Raw genomic sequence first — 16,718 nt, 5'->3', positions numbered from 1 at the left:
GGGGCCAGGGGTCGTGCGCCGCCGTCGCGCCGGGACACGAACCAACGTCCGCAACGCAAATCAACGATAGTGCTGACTTGGATTCAGCTTCCCCTGTTCTCTGGCTTCTAGTCCGCTTCTATGCTCGGCACGAAAACCGAATGCAATCTTCAACAATAGTGTTGTCTTTCTGAGGAGGTCGCGGGTAGATTCGTGCCCACTCGACGGGTGTCTGCTCGACGACGCGGAGGTCCACCTATGGCAATGTCCCCCGGATCGCCCACGGGCATCACGACACGAGGGCACGACGGTCGTCTTCGTCACCCTGTTCGGGCAGTTGCACGAGCACATCTGGTCCCTGGTCCGCAGCCAGGTGGAGGGCCGGCTTGACCGGCCGGTGCGCTGCTGCGCCTGGGGCAGCGGCTCTGCCTGCCCTGGGACCGGTGAGCGCCGCGGGAGCGGGGCCGGTCGGTGCGGTGCTCGGGCTCGAGGGGAAGGCGGCGCTCGTCGTCGGGGGCGGGTTCGGTATCGGGCGCGCCGTTGCCCGGATGCTCTCCGGTCTCGGTGTCCGGCTCGCCCTGATCGACCTCGACGGCGAGCGGGCCACCGCCATGGCCGCGAAGCTCAGCGCCCTCGCGATCAGGGCCGACGTGCGAGAGCCGGGAGCGGCGCGGGCCGCCCTGCTGCGGTCCGAGGAGCAGCTCGGCGGGCTCGACATCCTCGTCAACGTCGTCGGCCGGGGAGCCGCCGCACCGGCGGCAGAGGTCTCGGCCGAGCTGCAGCGCGAGGCCCTGGAGACCAACTTCCTGCACCACGTCGAGTTCTGCTCGGCCTTCGCCGCCGCGGCCCGGGCGCGGGGCCGCGGCGGCGCGATCACGCTCGTCTCCTCGTTGGCGGGCGTGGTCCCGTTCCCGGGCCAGGCCGCCTACGGCGCGGCCAAAGCCGCGCTGAACTCGTACACGATGAACCTCGCGGTCGAGCTCGGCCCGCACGGCATCCGGGTGAACACCGTCGCTCCCGGGATCGTCCGGACCGACCGCAATCCCCGCGACGGCGACACCGACCAGGAGCTCGCCCGCGCGATCCCGCTCGGGCGGTTCGCCGAGCAGGACGAGGTGGCCACAATGGTCGTCGTCGTCAGCTCGGCGGCTGCCTCCTACCTGACCGGCCAGACGGTCGTGCTCGACGGCGGTGCGGGCATGACCACTGGTTTCTGGCGGCCGCCGCCGCTGGACAAACCCTGATCGAGGAGCAGAGAAACGGGTTTCGTCGACGTGCACTCGCACGTCTTGTCGGAAGGGCCCGGGCCGGGGCACTGCCGCGGCCCGGGCCCTTCCGGTTCTCAGCTCAGCCGCTCGATCACCATGGCCATCCCCTGGCCACCGCCCACGCACATCGTCTCGAGCCCGAACTGCCCGTCCCGCGCCTGCAGCGCGTTGACCAGGGTCGTGGTGATCCGCGCCCCGGTCATCCCGAACGGATGGCCGAGCGCGATCGCACCGCCCCGGACGTTGAGCCGCTCCATGTCGATGCCGAGCTCACGCTGACAGGCCAGGACCTGCGCCGCGAACGCCTCGTTCAGCTCGACGAGGTCGATGTCCCCGATCGTGAGCCCCGCCAGGTGGAGGGCACGGCGGGTCGCCTCGACGGGCCCGAGGCCCATGATCTCGGGGGACACCGACGAGACCGCGGTCGAGACGATCCGCGCGAGCGGGGTGAGGCCCAGCTCGGCGGCGCGGCGGTCGCTGGTCACGACCACGGCGGCGGCACCGTCGTTGAGGGCGCAGCAGTTGCCGGCCGTGACGGTCCCGCCCGGCCGGAACACCGGGGGCAGCGCGGCGACACCGTCGTAGGTGACACCCCGGCGAGGCCCGTCGTCGTCGGTCACAACCGAGCCGTCCGGCAGGGTCACCGGGGTGATCTCCCGCGCCCACACGCCTTCGTCGGCGGCCCGCTCCGCCAGGTTCTGCGACCGGACCGCGAACTCGTCCTGATCGTGCCGGCTGACGCCACACAAGCCGGCCACGTTCTCGGCCGTCTGCCCCATTGCCAGGTAGACGTCGGGAAGCTCTCCGGCGATGCGGGGATCGGCCCACTGGGCGCCGTCGCGGGCCCGCGCGGCGGACCGGGCCTTGGCCTCGGCGAACACGGGGTTGGTCCAGGGGTTCACCGTGCGCTCCAACGGGTCGGCGCCGGTGTCGATGGGTGGGTTGTCGCTGCTGCCGAGGCGGGAGCGGGACACGCACTCGACCCCCGCGGAGACGAACGCGTGCCCCTCACCGGCCCGGATGGCGTGCAGCGCCATCCGGGTGGTCTGCAGAGAGGACGCGCAGTAGCGGGTCACGGTCGTCGCGGGAACGCTGTCGGTGCCGAGCAGCACGGACACGACGCGGCCCATGTTGAACCCCTGCTCGCCGCCTGGCCGGCCGCAGCCGAGCAGCAGGTCGTCAAGGGTCTCCGGACGCAGCGCGGGTACCTGCGCCAGGGCGGCGGCCACTACCTGGCGGGTGAGCTCGTCCGGGCGGATCGTCCGCAGCGACCCCTTGAACGCGCGTCCGATGGGGGATCTCGTCGCTGCGACAATTACGGCGTCCGGCATAGTTGTCCTCCGTCTCGAGGCTGCTGCCGCCTGCGGCCGGTGCCGCGGCGGGAAGGGGAAGCGGGCTGAAGCGGGGGGCATGCATGCCCCCCCGATGGTCGGCTGAGGCGAGCATCGAGCCCATCGGCGGGGCGGCTCGGGCGTGGCCTGTCGCGAGGTGGACCTGATCGGCCTCGAGGATCTGCCGTTTCATGACCGCCCAGCTCCCGGCGGCCGGGCCGTTCAGGGCTGCGATGACCGGCTTCGGGTACACCGCGCGCTCGTGCAGCCGGTGGCGGGCCGGGTCGGCCGCTCGCAGCGTCGCCTCCTCGCTGTCGAGCGGCGACAGCGAGGCACCCGCGCGGAAGGCGCGCCCGGCCCCGGTCACGACGGGGACCCGTACGTCGGAATCGGCCGCCAGGCGGTCGAGCGCTTCGAACAACGCGTCCTCAGCTCAGGTGAGTCCATGTTCGATGACCCTAGTCAACGGCACACCCTTATTCAACGCTTACGTTAACAAGTGTGCCAGACTGCGGATGTGTCAATCGACCCTGAGGCGAATCGCGTCGCCGTCCCGGATGGCGGCACCGTGGGGCCGGGTATTGCGCAGCTGCCGGCCACGGTCGGCGACGAGGTGGCGTTGGCCGACCGGTCGTCGGCGCAGTTCGAGCGGGTCGGTGCCGCGAGGCGGGCGAGTCTCGACCGGCTGGCGGGCAAGAGCCGACTGGCCACCGAGGCGGCGGAGCGGGCGCGGGTCCGGATCCGTGTCGGCCTCGGGGAGGTGATTCAGGGGGCCGCGGTCGTCGTCGAGGCGGGCGACCTGGACCTCGGGTGAGGCGGGCGGTGCTTGGGGCGCTTCGCTTCCTATTTTCAACGATGACGTTGACAAATTGAGAGTGGCCTCCCTATCGTGGAATGACGCCGTTCGCCGCCCGATGCAGGCCAGTTGCGACGGCGGTACCGTCGGAGGGGAGTCGTTGTGATCGATGAGCCAGAGCAGCGTCGCCAGACACCACAGGAGCTTCGGGGGCTGGTGGGATCCGCGAACATTCCGACCCTGCTCATGGTGATCTACCAGGTGACCGGAGACGAACGCTGGCTCCGGCCGCCCTATCTCCCGACCAGGAGCAAGGGGCTGGGCGATCACGACTCGGGTGGGCTGCCCGAGCCTGTGCAGGAGGAGATCCGCGCCGCCGGCGTCCGTGCGCTCTTGGACCTGCAAGACGGGCGCGCCCCGGCCATCGCGCTGCCGGATCCAGAGCAGACCCGCCGCATGCTCGAGGCGTGCGTGGGGGAGCCGGTGGACCGGAGCTACGGCGAGATGTTCGCGCGGGAGTTCCGCCGCCGCGCGGGTGCGGACGACGGGCCGGCCCGCCCGGTGCGCGGCGGCTCTGACCTCCGCGTACTCGTCATCGGCGCGGGGGTGTCCGGCATCATCGCGGCCCACCGTCTCGAGCGCATGGGTGTCTCCTATCTCGTCGTCGACAAGCACGACGCGCCCGGGGGGAACTGGCTGGACAACCGCTACCCCGGTGCGGGGGTCGACACACCCAGCCACCTCTATTCGTTCTCCTTCGCGCCGCGCGATTGGACGCAGCACTTCGAGCTTCGGGGTGAGCTCGAGCGGTACTTCGCGGACACGTTCGACAGGATCGGCGCGCGCCCGCGGACCCGTTTCGGCACCGAGGTCGTGCGGGCCGAGTTCGACGAGGGCCGGCAGCTCTGGGACGTGGAACTGCGCGACAGCGACGGCCTGCGCGAGTCGATCTCGGTCAACGCGATCGTCAGCGCGGTCGGCATCCTGAACCGACCGTTCGTTCCAGCGCTACCGGGTCTGGAACTTTTCGGCGGGCCGTCGTTCCATTCCTCGGAGTGGAACGACGATCTCGACGTCACCGGCAAGCGGGTCGCGGTGGTCGGGAGTGGTGCGAGCGCGATGCAGATCGTTCCGGCGATCGCCCCTTCGGTGCGCGGCTTGACCGTGTTCCAGCGGACCCCGCCATGGGTCGCGCCCTTCGAGAAGTTCCAGCAGCCGATCGACCCAGGGGCGCGCTATCTTCTGCGCACCTTTCCGCTCTACCGAACGTGGTACTGGCTGAAGCTCTACTGGCAGTTCGGCGACAAGGTCCTCGACGCGCTGCGCAGGGACCCCGACTGGCCCCATCCCGAGCGGGCGGTCAATGCCCGCAACGACGGCCACCGCGAGTTCTTCACGCAATACATCCGCGACGAGCTGGCCGGCCGGGAGGACCTGTTCGGCAAGGTCGTCCCCGACTACCCGCCCTTCGGCAAGCGCATCCTGCTCGACAACGGCTGGTACCGGGCGCTGTGCCGACCGAACGTGGAACTGGTGAACGAGGCCGTCACCAGCGTCGTCGAGGGCGGGGTGGTGAGCAGTTCCGGAGCCGTCCATGAAGCCGACGTCCTGGTGTGGGCGACAGGCTTCACAGCATCGCGGTTCGTGTCGTCGCTGGAGATCATCGGCCGGGACGGGCAGTCCCTCCGCGAGGCCTGGGACGACGACGACGCGCGTGCCTACCTCGGGGTGACGGTGCCCGGCTTCCCCAACCTCTTCCTGCTGGGCGGGCCGAACTCGTTCCCGGGCAGCGGCAGCTTCATGCACTTCATGGAGGTGCAGATGCGCTATGTCGGCCGGCTGCTCACGTGCATGTTCGACCTCGATATCCGGGCGATCGACGTCCGGAAGGACGTCTTCGACGAGTACGCGGAGCTCGTCGACCGGACCAGCGCCACGACCGTGTGGACCCACCCCGGGACGGAAACCTTCTTCCGCAACTCGCGCGGCCGGCTCGTCTTCGTTTCGCCCTTCCGCAACGTCGAGTACTGGACGCGGGCGCAGAGCGCCGGGCTCGAGGACTACGAGATCGTCGCGGCGCCGTAGCCGGTCTCGTCCACGCCCTCACCCCGCCCGCGACACATGCATTCTCGAACACCGTCGTCTCGATCGACCTGCACCCCGACGCGGCGGGGCGAACATGCCTGGTCCGGGAGTTCACCGGGGGCGTGGGACGGACGTAGCGCCGGCCTTCCTCGAGCGTTTCGGGCACCGCTTCGACTGGTCCGCGCTCGCCGGTCCGGGGACCTTCGACCTCGCCGACACGGCGACGGCGCCGCGCCGGATGCGCGACGCCGCCGAGACCAAGGCGGTCGTCGTCTCGTGAGTCCGACCGTGCAATTGAGTCAACGCAAGAGTTGAAAACTGGGTCGACCCGCGGTTAGCATGGCCCGGGATCTGTAGCCCGCCGGGCCGGTGCTTGCGCCGCCCGGTTCCGCGACGGAGGGAAAGTGTGACATGGACGTCGAATCGGTGATCGCGGAGCTTGGCGGCGCCCCGCGGCGGTTGCTCATCGACGGGCGATGGGTCCCCGCCGTCTCGGAGAAGACCTTCGACACGATCAATCCGTCCACCGGTGCCGTCATCGCCTCCGTCGCGGAGGGCGACGCGGAGGACATCGACCTGGCAGTGGCCGCGGCGCGCCGGGCGCTGGAGGGGCCGTGGCGCCGGTTCACCCCCGTCCAGCGGCAGAACATCCTGCTGAGGTTCGCGGAGCTGGTCGAGAAGCACATCGACGAGCTCGCTCTGCTCAACGTCATTGACATGGGCGTCCCGTACAGCTGGCAGATGGGGACCACCCGCGGGGGCGTGAAGCCCGGGAACCCGGTCGAGACGATCCGGTACTTCGCGGGCTGGGCGACGAAGCTGCACGGCGAGACGGTGCAGAACTCGCTGTCGACGCCACTGCACAGCCTCACGCTGCGCGAGCCGGTCGGCGTCGTTGGAGCGATCATCCCGTGGAACTCGCCGCTGGCCGCGCCGGTGTGGAAGATCGCACCGGTACTCGCGACCGGGTGCACGATAGTGTTGAAACCGGCGGAGGAGGCCCCGCTCACCCCGCTGCGACTGGGCGAGCTGCTCCAGGAGCTCGACCTGCCACCGGGCGTCGTCAACGTGGTGACCGGCTACGGGGAGACCGCGGGTGCCCGGCTGGCCGCTCACCCCGACGTGAACAAGATCGGCTTCACCGGTTCGACGGCCACCGGGCGCGAGATCATCCGGGCGTCGGCGGTCAACATGAAGCGGGTGCACGTCGAGCTCGGCGGCAAGTCGCCGGACATCGTGTTCGCCGACGCCGATCTTGATGTCGCCATTCCGGGTGCCGCGATGGGGATCTTCGCCAACAATGGGCAGGTCTGTAGCGCCGGCAGCCGGATCTTCGTCCAGCGCCCGGTCTACGAGGAGTTCGTTTCCCGCTTCGCCGAGGAGGCCGCCCGCTTGAAGGTGGGCGACGCGCTCGACCCGGACACCGAGATCGGGCCGATTGTGTCTCGAGCCCAGCTCGACCGGGTGGCCGGCTACCTCGAGTCCGGTCCCGCGGAGGGTGCCCGCGTCGTGGCCGGTGGGCACCGGGTCGAGGACGGTGAGCTCGCGAAGGGGAACTTCGTTGCTCCGACTGTGTTCGCAGACGTGCGCGACGAGATGCGGATCGCCCGGGAGGAGATCTTCGGCCCGGTGGCGTCGGTCCTGCCCTTCGACACCGTCGACGAGGTGATCCGGCGCGCCAACGCGACCGAGTACGGGCTCGCGGCCGGGGTGTGGACCCGGGACGTCGGGCGGGCGCACAAGATGATCGATGCGCTGCAGGCGGGGAACGTCTATGTCAACACCTGGGGTCAGGTCGATCCCTCTATGCCGTTCGGTGGGCTGAAAACGAGCGGGTACGGCAATGAGCTCAGCGGCCACGTGCTCCACGAGTACCTCAACACCAAGGCGGTCTGGATCCGCGTCGACGACTGACGTCGTCGGCCGAACCACCCGAACCACTCGAACCACTCGAACCACTCGAACCACTCGAACCACTCGAACCACTCGAACCACGATGCCTGAGGAGGCACCTATGAACACCAGGCCGGTCGAGGAACTGATCCACTGGTTCGCCGAGGAGTACAACAAGGGGGTCGGCTACGCGAAGGTCGTGCTGCACCCCGAGGGAACGCTTGTCGAGCGGCCCAGTGCGGCGTACCCGGAGGGTCGGACGGTGGATCTCGCCGGCCTGATGGGCATGGAGGAGCGCCAGCTCGCCCTGCAGCCGGACCGGAAGATCACGCTGGAGCGAGTCGCCGCGCTGGCCGAGGAGGGCCACGGGCTGATGCAGTACACCCACGTGGGTCACACCGCCGACGGCACCGAGCTGACGTTCTGGGGGCTCAGCCTGCTGGAGTTCAGGGACGACCTGGTCTACCGGTGGGTCGACACCGTGGTGCGCTTCAAGCAGGAGCCGGGGGCCACCGAGCGGGTCCCGTACTGATCGACGCCCCTTCCGCACGAGAGTTCGGTGGACATGTGGCCGGGTTACCGGAGTTCGACGTCGCAGGCCAGGTCGTGATCGTCACGGGTGCAGGGCGTGGCATCGGCCGCGCTCTCGCGCTCGACCTCGCGGCATCGTCCGCGACCGTCGTCGCAGTCAGCCGGACCCGCTCCGACCTCGACGCCTTGCAGGCCGAGATCGAGGAGGCCGGTGGGGAGGCCGTGACGGTCGTGGCCGACCTCGCCACGACCGACGGGGCCCGCACGCTGGTCGAGGAGGCGGTGGCGGCGTGCGGGCGGATCGACGGCTTGGTCAACAACGTGGGGTGGGACGTGCGGCGCGACGCCGTGGACTACACCGAGGACGAGGTCGACCGGATCCTGTCGGTCAACCTCAAGGCGGCGTACTGGACGAGCGTCTACGCCGCGAAACGGATGCTCGAGCAGGGCACGGGCGGCGCGATCGTGAACGTGGCCAGCCAGGCCGGGATCCTCGGCAGCCACGGGCGGGCCCCCTACAGCGCCGCGAAGGCGGGCCTGCTCAACCTGACCCGGTCCCTCGCCACCGAGTGGGGCCGGGCGGGCATCCGGGTCAACGCGCTGGCCCCGGGGGTGACCCTCACCGATCCGGTCCGGATGTCGCTGGCCGCGCGGCCACACTTCGCCGCGGAGGTTCGCGAGCGCATCCTGCTCGGCCGGCCGGCGGACCCTCGCGAGGTCGGCCTGCCGATCCTGTTCCTGCTGTCGCCGGCTGCGGCGATGATCACCGGGCAGACGCTGGTGGTCGACGGGGGCTGGACGGCGGCGTGGAGCGTGTCGAAGGCCGATGGGTCCATCGTCTGACGGCGGCGGTCACGAAGCAGGAGGGACGGACGGCAGTGCCGGCGTTCGTTGTTCTCACCCTGAGTGCGCATGGTGGTCAGGATGACCGGCAGGTCCGGGTGACGGTCGGCGCGCCGACAGAGCCCGATGTCATCGCGTGGCTCCTCGGACGGCGGAAGGGCTTCTTCGAGGAGCATGGAGGCAAGGCCGGCGACATTGTCGCGGGCCAGGGTGGTGCCACGGAGCGGGTCGGTGCAGGCGGTCTCGGTGAGGGAGTCGCACTGCTGGAGGGCGGTGACGTCGATCTCGCCGGCGCGACCTCGTCGGCGATCGCGAAGGACCCGTCGAAGTTCAAGCTGATCGCCTCGGCGGCGGACCACCTCCCGGAGTTCCAGGCGACGGTCCTCTCCGCGCGGATGGACTACGTGAAGAACAACCCGCGTGCAATCGAAGGCATCCTGGCCGGGCTGAACGAGGCCCAGCAGCGATCCAGCGGAATCCCGACGAGGCCGGCGAGATCTATGCCGCCGAGATCGGTATCGGGCCCGGGCAGGGCAGGTTGAAGATCCGCAACGCACTGGCTGCCAACATCGACCAACTGTCCCGCGCCGATGTCATCGGCTCGGATCATCGACGGGAGTGCACGCGTACCACTGCCGCTCACACCGCGAGGTTTTGGCCACAACGTCCGGGGCTCGCCGCGACCGCCTGCGCCTAGACCCCCGGCTCCAGCCAGCAGATGTCCGAAGGATCGAAGAGAAGAGGTGCGGACCGGATGGAGATCATCCCGACCGACGAGATGGATTGGAAGACCGTCGTCGCGAACGCGCGCGTCGGTGACGTGCAGAACAAGTACGTCCGGGAGGGGGAAGTCCTGCCCGGCGTCGGGTACGCCGCCGACTGCTACAACTACGTGGGCGGAGAGAACGTGTTCACCGCTCCGCGCCACCGGCACGACTTTGAGCAGATCCGGATCTCCATGACCGGCGTCCAGGACTTCGGTCGCGGCCAGGTGACCGAGGAGGGCTGGATCGCCTACTTCCCGGCCGGGGCATACTACGGGCCGGAACGGATCGACGGGGCGTCGATCTTCCAGATCCAGTGGAGCGACGCCTGGGTCTCCCGCACTGCGCACGACAAGGCGTACGCGGAGCTGAAGGAGAAGGGCGTCTTCAGCGACGGCAAGTACGTCTACACGGACGAGAACGGCGAATCGCAGACGAAGGACGCGCTCAACGCCATCTGGGAGCACGTGTACCGGCGCCCCGCGGCGTCCGCGATCCCGGCTCCCCGCTATCCGGATCCCATCCTGATGAACCCGGATGCCTTCGAGTACGTCAGCGACGGAGACGGCCTCTCCACGAAGGTGCTCGGCCGATTCACCGAGCGTGACCTTACGATCACCAAGATCCGGTGGGACGCCGCTGTCGACTTCGAGATGCCGGCTGACCGCACGTACTGCCTGTTCACGAACGACGGTGAAATCGCCGTCGGGGACGGGCGTTTCGGTCGGCACACCGTCGTCTGGTCCGACCTTGGGGAGACGGTGCGGGTCACTGGCGATCCAGGCACCGAGGCATTGTGCATCGCCTTCCCGAGCGCCCGGTTCGCGTCGCTGGTGGCCGACCATGGCTGAGACACTCACCTTTGGCGCGACCTACCCGACCCAGGACCTCGGCACCGATCCGCTCGTCCTTGCCGAGTGGGCGAAGGGACTGGAGGAGATCGGGTTCGGGGAGCTGTTCATCCCCGAACACGTCGTCGGCGTCAACGCCGAGGTTCGCACTGAGTGGCGCCCGCTCAACCCGAACACGCTCGAGACCGGCAAGCCGATCTACAGCCACCGCAACCCCTTCCTCGAGCCCTTGATCGCGATGGGTTTTCTGGCCGGGCTGACCCATTCGATCACGCTCACCAGCGGCATCCTGATCGCACCTCAGCGGCAGACGGCGCTGATCGCCAAGCAGGCCTCGGTCGCAGACGTGCTCAGCGGCGGGCGCGTGCGACTGGGTATCGGCGTCGGCTGGAACGATGCCGAGTTCGCAGCCATGGGCGCCGACTTCCGCTCCCGCGGCCGGCGGATGGACGAGCAGATCGACGTGCTGCGTCGGCTGTGGACCGAGGAGACCGTCACCTTCCAGGGGCGGTTCGACACACTCGATGCCGTGGGCCTGTGCCCGATGCCGGTCCAACGGCCCATTCCGCTGATCATCGGTGGCGACTCGGATCCCGCGATGGAACGGGCCGCGAGCCGGGGGGACGGTTGGTTCCTGACCCACACGGCGGCCGAGTCGGTGGATCGCACGAAGCGGTTCTGGGACCGCGTCGACGAACTCGGGCGTCGGGACGGGATGACCCTGGTCGGTACGATCTACCAGGGCCCCCGTGAGCCCGAGGCGTTGCTCGACGAGGTCGCGGCGTGGGCCGAACTCGGGGCGACGCACCTGAACCTGCGGACGGCGACGTATCCAGTGCAGTGGACGGAGGCCGGGGACCCTGTGCGCAAGACCGACGTTGACGAGCACATCGACGCCCTGCGCCGGGTAAAGGAGGCCTGGGAGGGGCGCTGAGCTCGGCGCCGTGACACGGCGGCGTAGCGGGCAGGATGCGCCGCTACGCCGCCCCGCCGGTAGGCCAGGCCGCAGACCCTGGCCTACCGGCCTGGCCGTAGGCCAGGGTCTGCGGCTTCGTCGCCTGCAGCGCGGCGTGCCCGTACTCGTGCGCACGCCACGCCCTGGTGCGGTCGGCGAAGGCGCGATCGTCAGGGCTCTCGGACCCACGCGCACTTCCGGTCCCCACCAGGCTGAGCAGGATCGGTCAGTGGGTCGAGCACGTGCCGCCACTCGACCACGGAGCTGGGCCGGCCGTGGGCCGGCAACAGGGGGAGAGGATCGGGTCCGACGCGCCTCGGTCATGGCGACACCCCTCAGGGTTAGGTGTTGCGACCACCTTTAGAGCCCAGGAGTTCCTCTATCGCCCGCTCGAGCATGCGCAGCGGCGGCCGCACGATCCACGGCAGGCGGGCGGTGTGGACGCGGAGGCTCTCCGCCATCCACCGGTTGTAGCCGCGCGCGAGCGCTGCCTCCTCAAGCGGGTTGTCCAGCTCCATGCCGATGTAGAACGTGGAGATCAGCACCTGAACGTCGATGTCGAGCGCGTCCATCGCCTCGATGTGCTTGGCCGGGTCGGTCAGGTCGAGCATCCCGGGCTCGTACGTGTTGACGGCGGCGCAGCAGCTCCATCGACGCCCCGGCGCAGAACCCGCGGCCGGCGCCGGTGAGCACGACGACGCGTACCTCGGGCGCGGCGGCGGCCGCGTCGAGGGCGCCGAACAGCTCGGCCTCCAGCTCGTAGGTCCAGGCGTTGAGCTCGCCGGGCCGGTTGAGGGTCAGCAGCGTGACGCCGTCGTCCGCGTCGGCGACGAGGACCGTCGGGGTGTCCATGCCCCGACCTTATCCGGCACCGGCACGGCGCTCAACGGTCACGTTGGCTGAATTTGGACGGCTGCCAGCCGTAGACATGCACTTCCTCAACTTTAGTGTTGACCGTTGTCGGCGACCCTGCTTATGCTGCGGCGGTCGGTCGCGGTGGCGTCCGCGGTCGAGGCGATCGGGACGGTTCAACGAGGAGGCGGCGATGGCAGAGTTGTCCGGAACGACGATGGACCTGCTGGAGGCGACGCTCGACGTCGACGCCCACGAGATGACGCCGTCGCACCTGTGGGGCGAGGCGTGCGCGCGCGAGCCCGCGGTCGTCCCGGCCGGCGCGGCGGAGTTCAACGCGTTCCGTCGCGCGATCCATGACCAGGCGGTCGGGGCCGACCGCGTGCCGGGCTGACCGGCACCGCACCGCCCGCACCGCACCCCGACCGGGTGCGGCGCGTGGCCGGCTCGCCGGAAGGAGCACCATGTCCGCCACCGTCGGTGACAAGGCCACGCTGCGCGCCGAGTTCGACCCCGCCGTGTTCGACGACCCCGACGCGTTCTGCCCGGGCCGCGACAAGGCCCGGCTGCACTTCACATTCGGTCACACGTCGCACCATTGCATCGGCGCCAGCCTGTCCCGGCTGGAGGGCCGGATCGCGACCGGGCTCGACGTCGAGTGGGATCTGCCCGCGAGGGCATAGCCGGTTGCCAGCCGGGCGGCCGTGACCCGCCCGGTGCTGCGGCTCCAGGAAAACGGAGGTTGCAATGAGGAAGCATACCCTGTGGCGGCTTGTGGGCGTCGCGTGCGGCGCCCTGCTCGTGGCGGGCGTCGCGGCGTGCGGCTCGGGCGGGGGCGGTGACACGCAGGCCCCGGCCCCGGGCGGGCCGCCGCTGCATCTGAAGGTCGGGACGGCGTTCTCACTGACCAGCGCGCCGCTGCTGGTGGCGGCCGAGCGCGGCTACTTCAAAGACGAGGGGCTCGACGTCGAGTTCGTCTCGGCCAGCGGCGCCGATGCGCAGACGATCACCGCCGCCGGGCAGATGGACGGCTACTTCGGCAGCCTGTCCGCCAGCTACTTCAACGGCATCGCGAACGGCATGAACACCCCCATGATCGGCTCCGGCGGCACGTCGTCGGCCGACGGGCGGGCCCAGATCGAGATGGTCGTGCCGGCCGACTCGCCGATGCGGAACCCGGCGGAGCTGAAGGGCAAGAAGGTCGCGATCCCGGGCGGCGACACGGTGTCGGCGGTGTGGCAGGTCGACACGATGCTGCGCGAGCACGGGATCACCCTCGCCGACCTCGAGCTCATCAAGCTCGGGTTCGCCGACGCCCCGGTGGCGCTGGCCAACGGCCAGGTCGACGCGATGCTCGGGTTCTACCCGTCGCTGGCCAATCTGCTGGCGCAGAAGCAGGTCAAGATCATCGGCGACATGTCGAAGGCCTACCAGGTCAGCGGCGGCGCCTTCGTCGTCGGCCCGACTCTGACCAAGGACAACCGGCAGGCCGGGGCGGCGTTCGTGCGGGCCATGAACCGGGCCGTCACCAACGACCTGCAGGGCGACTACCTCGCCGACCCGGCCATGGTCACGCTGCTGTCGAAGCTGACCAACATCCCGGAGGACGTCATCAAGCAGTGCCCGGCCCCGACGTTCGCGCCCGGGCTGCCGCTGTCGGCGCAGGCGATCGACGAGATGCAGACGTTCTTCCGGTCCCGCGGCCAGCTGGCCTACGACCAGAACATCCCGCTGGACAAGCTCGTCGACACCGAGCTGATCAGCGACGCGTCCGCCACACCGGTCCGGTGACGACGGTGACCGCCGCGCTGCGCACGCTGGACGAGGCCGTCCGGCTCAACGACCCGCACTTTCACACCTACGAGGCCGCGGAGGTGTTCGCGCGGCTGCGCCGGGAGGACCCGGTGCACCACCACACGCCGCTGGACACCTGGGTCCTCAGTCGCTACGACGACGTCCGGCACGCCTCGCGTCACCCCGAGGACTTCTCGGTCGCGCACGGCATCCGGCTCGACAACGCGGCCGGCCAGCCGCCGGCGAGCGGCATGTTCGCCGACGGCGGGGAGTTCCTCGCCTACACCGACCCGCCCCGGCACACCGAGCTGCGCAAGGTGCTGGCGCCCGCGTTCACCGCCCGCGCCGTCGCCGCCCGCGAGGCCCGGATCCGCGACATCGCCGTGTCCGTCGTGGACCGCGTCGAGCCGGGCGCGGTCGTCGACTGGGTGCCGCTGGCGGCACGGATGCCGATCCTGGTCATGCTCGACCTGCTCGGGCTGCCCGCCACCGACGTCGACGACGTCCGGCGGTGGAGCGACGGGATGGAGCGGCTGTCCTACCCGCTGCGCCCGGGCGAGCTGCAGGAGGTCTACGCGCAGTTCGCGCCGCTGGGCGACTACCTGCGCGAGCAGATGCGCCGCAAGCGCGCCCACCCCGGCGACGACCTGACCTCGCTGCTGGTGGCGCCCCGCGACGGCGGCACCGTCGTCACCGAGGCCAACGTCGTGACGTTCCTGCAGACCGTGCTCGGCGCCGGCAACGACACCACCCGGTCGCTGCTGTCGGGCATGGTCGTGGAGCTGGCCCGCCGTCCCGACCAGCTCGCCGCGCTGCGCGCCGACCCCGGGCTCGTCGACCGGGCCGTCGAGGAGGCGCTGCGGTGGATCACCCCGGCCCGCGGGTTCGTCCGCACCGTGGTGCGCCCCACCGAGATCCGCGGTGTCGCGCTGCGGCCCGGGCAGCGGGTCTACCTCGCCTACGACTCCGCCAACCGCGACGAGGAGGTGTTCGCAGACCCGGACGTGTTCGACGTGACCGTGCCGCGGCGCCAGCACGCCTCGTTCGGGTTCGGCACCCACGTGTGCATCGGCGCGGCCTACGCCCGCAAGGAAGCCGCCGCGCTGCTGTCCGCCCTGCTGCGCCGGTTCACCACGTTCGAGCTCGCCGGAGAGCCCGAACGCGTCGTCGCGGTGCTCCGTGAGGGGTACCTCGGCGCGCCGGTGGTGTTCCGGTGAGGATCAACCAAGAGGAGGAACGAGACCTGTGACCGAGAAGTCCACCGTGCGGCTCGCGGCCGTCGGCGACACTGCTGCCTTCCGCCGCGAGCCCGAGAGCGGCTACGCGTTCGCCGGGCCCGTGCTGGCCGGCTACGACGTCGTGTTCGCCCAGAACGAGCGCCTCTACAGCACCACCGAGGACACGATTCCCGCCGTCGGCTGGACGGAGATCACCCGGCCGGAGAACGTCGCGGCGCTGAAGCTGGGCAACTACGACGTCATCTCCTGCGCCAGCAACCACGCCATGGACCTGGGGCCCGACGTGCTGCTGGAGACGATCGGGGCGCTGCGCGGGGAGGGGTTCGCCGTCGTCGGCGCCGGGGCGGACAACGCCGAGGCGCGCACGCCGGCCTTCATCGAGCGCGACGGCACGTCCGTCGGGTTCCTCGCCTACTGCTCGCTGCTGCGGCCCAACTACGAGGCCGGGCCGTCGCGGGTCGGGGTGGCGCCGATGCGCGCGCACACCCACTACGAGCAGGTCGACTACCAGCCCGGGACGGCACCGCGGGTGCTGACGTTCCCGGTGAAGGACGACCTGGCCGCCATGACCGCTGACATCCGGGCCGCCAAGCAGCGCTGCGACGTGCTCGCGGTGTCGTTCCACTGGGGCATCCACCTGGTCAAGGGCGTCATCCCGGACTACGAGTACGACGTGGCGCGCGCCGCCATCGACGCCGGCGCCGACATCGTCATCGGCCACGGCCCGCACGTCATCAAGGCGATCGAGGTCTACGCCGGCAAGCCGATCTTCCACAGCCTCGGCAACTTCTGCTTCGACAACCCACGCCGGCTCATCGAGGAGGCCCGGGCCCGCAACGCCGAGTTCGACCACCTCATCGGCAGCCACCAGTCGATCCTGGAACCGACCGAGTACGACGAGTGGTACCACCCGTACACGATCTCGCCGGACCAGGTGCTGTCCATGATCGGCCAGGTCGACATTGTCGACAAAAGGGTCGCCCGAGTGTCGTTCCGACCGGTCGTGATCAACAAGCGGGCTCAGCCCGTCGTCCAGGGCCGCGACGACAAGGGCTTCAGGCAGGTCCTCGAGTACATCGAGGAGGTCACCGCGGGCGCGGGATTGGACACGACGTTCACGGTCGAGGGCGACGAGGTCGTCGTCGCTCTGCGATGACGGGCCGCCCCGGCGGTCCGACCGCAGGCACGACCACCAGCGTGTTCCCCCGGAGACGGAAGTCGGTGACTGCAATGAGGCAGGTCCGCGTGCTCCTCGCGGTGTTCGTCGTACTCGCGGCGTGCTCGTCCGGGTCGTCGGCGCCGCCCGCCGCCCGCCGCCGACTCCGGCCCCGTCAAGCTCAGGAAACCGGGACCGACACGCCGGCTCCTCCGCCGGCGGGTCCTGCATAACTGACCCGGCCCTGACCGACTACTGGGCCGAGGGGGCTCCGGCGCGGCCAAGCGCCGGGGCCCCCCCCAGAGATCATAATATGCAGCGTGGGGTGCAAGGCCCCGATCGGAAGAGCGGCGGGGAGGGAAAGAGGGTTGTGGTGTGGTGG

Annotated in this window: 18 protein-coding genes and 1 pseudogene; 15 read left to right on the top strand and 4 right to left on the bottom strand. The window is 70.1% G+C overall.

All coding sequences use genetic code 11. The features are described from left to right. Positions 1-422 precede the first annotated feature (422 nt). Complete coding sequence (locus tag ABT130_RS33275; protein ID WP_350962212.1) at positions 423-1,223, top strand: SDR family NAD(P)-dependent oxidoreductase; 801 nt, start codon at positions 423-425, stop codon at positions 1,221-1,223. A 98-nt stretch (positions 1,224-1,321) separates the two neighbouring features. Here the strand turns inward: ABT130_RS33275 and ABT130_RS33270 are convergent, their stop codons facing one another. Further along, entirely contained in the window at positions 1,322-2,578 is a 1,257-nt protein-coding gene (locus ABT130_RS33270; protein ID WP_350962210.1) for an acetyl-CoA C-acetyltransferase, read from the bottom strand. Between the two features lie 202 nt (positions 2,579-2,780). Next, positions 2,781-2,999, bottom strand: a pseudogene (locus ABT130_RS33265) (enoyl-CoA hydratase-related protein); the annotation flags it as partial. 96 nt (positions 3,000-3,095) lie between these two features. Here ABT130_RS33265 and ABT130_RS33260 point away from each other — a divergent pair. The 9 genes from ABT130_RS33260 (at position 3,096) to ABT130_RS33220 (ending at position 11,275) form a co-directional block, all read left to right on the top strand. Then, positions 3,096-3,392 (top strand): 3-hydroxyacyl-CoA dehydrogenase NAD-binding domain-containing protein, encoded by a 297-nt coding sequence (locus ABT130_RS33260; protein ID WP_350962207.1) that lies wholly within the window; start codon positions 3,096-3,098, stop codon positions 3,390-3,392. 144 nt (positions 3,393-3,536) lie between these two features. Then, positions 3,537-5,459: an FAD-dependent oxidoreductase gene (locus ABT130_RS33255; protein ID WP_350962205.1), complete on the top strand. Its 1,923-nt coding sequence runs from the start codon at positions 3,537-3,539 to the stop codon at positions 5,457-5,459. A 94-nt stretch (positions 5,460-5,553) separates the two neighbouring features. Continuing rightward, complete coding sequence (locus ABT130_RS33250) at positions 5,554-5,739, top strand: hypothetical protein (RefSeq protein WP_350962203.1); 186 nt, start codon at positions 5,554-5,556, stop codon at positions 5,737-5,739. A gap of 131 nt (positions 5,740-5,870) precedes the next feature. Then, a complete protein-coding gene (locus tag ABT130_RS33245) occupies positions 5,871-7,373 on the top strand; it encodes an aldehyde dehydrogenase family protein (protein ID WP_350962200.1) in 1,503 nt (500 codons plus the stop codon). Positions 7,374-7,473: 100 nt separating this feature from the next. Beyond that, entirely contained in the window at positions 7,474-7,884 is a 411-nt protein-coding gene (locus ABT130_RS33240; RefSeq protein ID WP_350929614.1) for a nuclear transport factor 2 family protein, read from the top strand. 35 nt (positions 7,885-7,919) lie between these two features. Continuing rightward, positions 7,920-8,726: an SDR family NAD(P)-dependent oxidoreductase gene (locus ABT130_RS33235; RefSeq protein ID WP_350962197.1), complete on the top strand. Its 807-nt coding sequence runs from the start codon at positions 7,920-7,922 to the stop codon at positions 8,724-8,726. Between the two features lie 35 nt (positions 8,727-8,761). After that, on the top strand, positions 8,762-9,268 hold the full coding sequence (locus ABT130_RS33230) for a substrate-binding domain-containing protein (protein ID WP_350962194.1): 507 nt from the start codon (positions 8,762-8,764) through the stop codon (positions 9,266-9,268). Between the two features lie 212 nt (positions 9,269-9,480). Next, positions 9,481-10,341, top strand: a complete 861-nt coding sequence (locus ABT130_RS33225) for a hypothetical protein (protein ID WP_350962191.1) — start codon at positions 9,481-9,483, stop codon at positions 10,339-10,341. Beyond that, entirely contained in the window at positions 10,334-11,275 is a 942-nt protein-coding gene (locus tag ABT130_RS33220) for an LLM class F420-dependent oxidoreductase (protein WP_350929609.1), read from the top strand. Before ABT130_RS33225 ends, ABT130_RS33220 begins: the two co-directional genes overlap by 8 nt. Before the next feature lie 362 nt (positions 11,276-11,637). Here ABT130_RS33220 and ABT130_RS33215 read toward each other — a convergent pair whose 3' ends face one another. Together ABT130_RS33215 and ABT130_RS33210 are read right to left on the bottom strand one after the other, a co-directional pair. After that, positions 11,638-11,907, bottom strand: a complete 270-nt coding sequence (locus tag ABT130_RS33215) for an amidohydrolase family protein (RefSeq protein WP_350962253.1) — start codon at positions 11,905-11,907, stop codon at positions 11,638-11,640. After that, positions 11,792-12,148, bottom strand: a complete 357-nt coding sequence (locus ABT130_RS33210; RefSeq protein ID WP_350962189.1) for an enoyl-CoA hydratase-related protein — start codon at positions 12,146-12,148, stop codon at positions 11,792-11,794. Before ABT130_RS33210 ends, ABT130_RS33215 begins: the two co-directional genes overlap by 116 nt. A 193-nt stretch (positions 12,149-12,341) precedes the next feature. Here ABT130_RS33210 and ABT130_RS33205 point away from each other — a divergent pair, with 193 nt between their 5' ends. The 5 genes from ABT130_RS33205 (at position 12,342) to ABT130_RS33185 (ending at position 16,336) form a co-directional block, all read left to right on the top strand. After that, positions 12,342-12,542: a hypothetical protein gene (locus tag ABT130_RS33205; protein WP_350962186.1), complete on the top strand. Its 201-nt coding sequence runs from the start codon at positions 12,342-12,344 to the stop codon at positions 12,540-12,542. A 70-nt stretch (positions 12,543-12,612) separates the two neighbouring features. After that, entirely contained in the window at positions 12,613-12,831 is a 219-nt protein-coding gene (locus tag ABT130_RS33200; RefSeq protein ID WP_350929602.1) for a hypothetical protein, read from the top strand. A gap of 64 nt (positions 12,832-12,895) precedes the next feature. Further along, positions 12,896-13,939 carry an ABC transporter substrate-binding protein gene (locus ABT130_RS33195; RefSeq protein WP_350929600.1) on the top strand — a complete coding sequence of 348 codons (1,044 nt, stop codon included), beginning with the start codon at positions 12,896-12,898 and terminating at the stop codon, positions 13,937-13,939. After that, a complete protein-coding gene (locus ABT130_RS33190; protein WP_350962184.1) occupies positions 13,936-15,159 on the top strand; it encodes a cytochrome P450 in 1,224 nt (407 codons plus the stop codon). Before ABT130_RS33195 ends, ABT130_RS33190 begins: the two co-directional genes overlap by 4 nt. 28 nt (positions 15,160-15,187) lie before the next feature. Continuing rightward, a complete protein-coding gene (locus ABT130_RS33185) occupies positions 15,188-16,336 on the top strand; it encodes a CapA family protein (RefSeq protein ID WP_350962181.1) in 1,149 nt (382 codons plus the stop codon). Positions 16,337-16,718: the final 382 nt, after the last annotated feature.

Origin of the sequence: Streptosporangium sp. NPDC001681, from assembly GCF_040298085.1 — a bacterium.
Classification (GTDB): domain Bacteria; phylum Actinomycetota; class Actinomycetes; order Streptosporangiales; family Streptosporangiaceae; genus Streptosporangium.
The sequence above is the reverse complement of the archived record's forward strand: the minus strand, read 5'-3'. Positions and strand labels throughout refer to the sequence as shown.